General features: G+C 74.2%; 2 protein-coding genes. Both read left to right on the top strand.

Annotation, left to right across the window (positions count from 1 at the left end; all coding sequences use genetic code 11):
- Position 1: 1 nt before the first annotated feature.
- Entirely contained in the window at positions 2 to 940 is a 939-nt protein-coding gene (locus tag ACFWFR_RS19200; RefSeq protein WP_377624179.1) for a cyclase family protein, read from the top strand.
- 95 nt (positions 941 to 1,035) lie between these two features.
- Entirely contained in the window at positions 1,036 to 1,911 is an 876-nt protein-coding gene (locus ACFWFR_RS19205; protein WP_377624180.1) for a hypothetical protein, read from the top strand.
- Positions 1,912 to 2,090 lie beyond the last annotated feature (179 nt).

Genomic DNA, 2,090 nt, shown 5'->3' on the forward strand with positions numbered 1-2,090 from the left:
CGTGACCTTCGCCAACGGCGGCAGCCTCCGCACGGAGGGGTTCCGCCTCGACGTCCCGTCGGGCGATCTCCTGCCCGACGACGTCGCTCGCCTCCTCGTCCGCCACCTGGGTCTCGCGCTGGTCGGATCGGTCGAGATCACGGGGCTGACGTTCGTCGAGGAACCGCACGTGGGGAGCCGTGGGGTCGGTGGTGCTGCCGGTGACGCCGGGGCCGGACCCCGCGCACGGGCCGGCCGCGCGACGCGGCTCGTCGACCTGAGCCACACCGTGCGCGAGGGCCTCGTGACCTACCCGGGCCTGCCCGCCCCGACGATCACGCCGTTCCTGACCCGGGCGGACTCGGTCGCGAAGTACGCGCCCGGGACCCAGTTCGCGATGGACGTCCTGACCATGATCGGCAACACGGGCACCTACCTCGACAGCCCCTTCCACCGGTACGAGGGCGGGACCGATCTCTCCGGGCTCGAGCTGGAGTCGCTCGTCGGGCTGCCTGCCGAGGTGTTCCGGCTGAGCGAGGCCGTCGACCCCGAGCGGGGTGGTCGTCGCGGGATCGGCGCCGAGGTCTTCTTCGACCGCGACCTGGCCGGGACCGCGGTGCTGCTCCAGACCGGCTGGGACCGGCACTTCGGCACACCGGCCTACGGGGAGCCCGCGCCCTTCCTCACCGAGGCCGGCGCGCAGCACCTCGTCGACGCCGGGGTGAGGCTCGTCGGGATCGACTCGTTGAACATCGACGACACCGACCCCGTGACGTCCGGCGGGGCGCGCCCCGCCCACTCGCTGCTCCTCGCGGCGGGGATCCACGTCGTCGAGCACCTGACGAACCTGGCTGCCGTGCCGCCGCGCGGCGCGCGGTTCACGGCCGTGCCGCCCAAGGTCGAGGGATTCGGGACGTTCCCGGTGCGGGCGTTCGCGGAGTTCGCCGAACCGAACCCGTAGCGGACGGCAGGTTCCGCACGCGGGTCTCGGCGCCGCGACCCGGCGACCCGTGTGCCGGACGCCCGGCGCTGGCCCGCTCGTCATAGGCTCGGCGCATGCCCGACGACCTGAGCCCCGCCCACGACGTCCTCCCCTTCGGCCGCGCCCCGCGCCCGGACAGCGGCCCCGCGCTCGCCGACCGCCTGCGCGAGGTCATGACCCGGAACCTCGGGCCGCACGCGTCGGGCCTCGACCGTGTCCGCATCGACGCGGCGACCGTCCCTGGCAGCCCGGACGTCCAGAGCCTCGACGTCGACGTGACGGGCCTCGTCGTCCGCGCGATGGGTGCCGCCGACGCCCCCGACCCGGCCGAGAACGTCGAGCACGTCGTCGGGCGCGAGCATGCCGTCGCCCGCACGATCCGCGCCCAGGGCCACCCCGTGACGATCGTCGGTGTCGCGGTCGACCTCGACGCCGAGATCCGCGACCTGCGCTTCACCTGGGTCGAGGGGGGCGACGGCTCGCTCGCGATCGAGGAGTCCGGCCAGAGCACCGAGCACCCCGTGAGCGGTCACCTGCGTGCCGCGGCGAGCCGCGACGCGCTCGTCACCACGGTCCGCGAGCTCGCGACCAAGGCCCTCGCGGACCAGGGATTCACGCTCACGGCCCTCGACGTGGACCTCGCGTCCCGCGGGCCGCGCGCCGCGTCGATCGTGGCGTCCGCGAAGATCCGCAAGGGCTTCCTGTCCGCGAGCGCCCAGATCACCGCGACCGCGGAGATCGACCAGGCCATGGTCCTCACGCTGAGCAACGTCGGTGCGACGAGCCGCAACCCCGTCGTCGCGGCGCTCCTGCTGGCCGTCCGCGGGAAGCTCGAGCAGGTCGACGGCAAGCGCATCGACCTCGCGTCGTCGCTGCCGCCGGGGGTCACGCTCTCGGACGTGCGGCTCGAGGTGGGTGACCAGCTCGTCCTGAGCGTCCGGGTCGGCTGAGCATCGGTCGACGGGGCGACCGGTCTGGGACCGCGACCCGCCGAGCATGCGGTTGCGGTTCGCCGAGCATGCGGTTGCCGTTCGATCTCCCGCCTGGACGAACGCCAACCGCATGCTCGCCTGGCCGAACCGGGTCCGCGTGCGGCCCGCGTCGCGACGGACGGCGACACCCTGCGCAC

Source organism: Oerskovia sp. NPDC060287 (genome assembly GCF_042726775.1).
Taxonomy (GTDB): domain Bacteria; phylum Actinomycetota; class Actinomycetes; order Actinomycetales; family Cellulomonadaceae; genus Oerskovia; species Oerskovia merdavium.

Coding starts and splice junctions, on each gene's coding strand:
- ACFWFR_RS19205 (WP_377624180.1), top strand. CDS start 1,036: ATGCCCGACGACCTGAGCCCCGCCCACGACGTCCTCCCCTTCGGCCGC.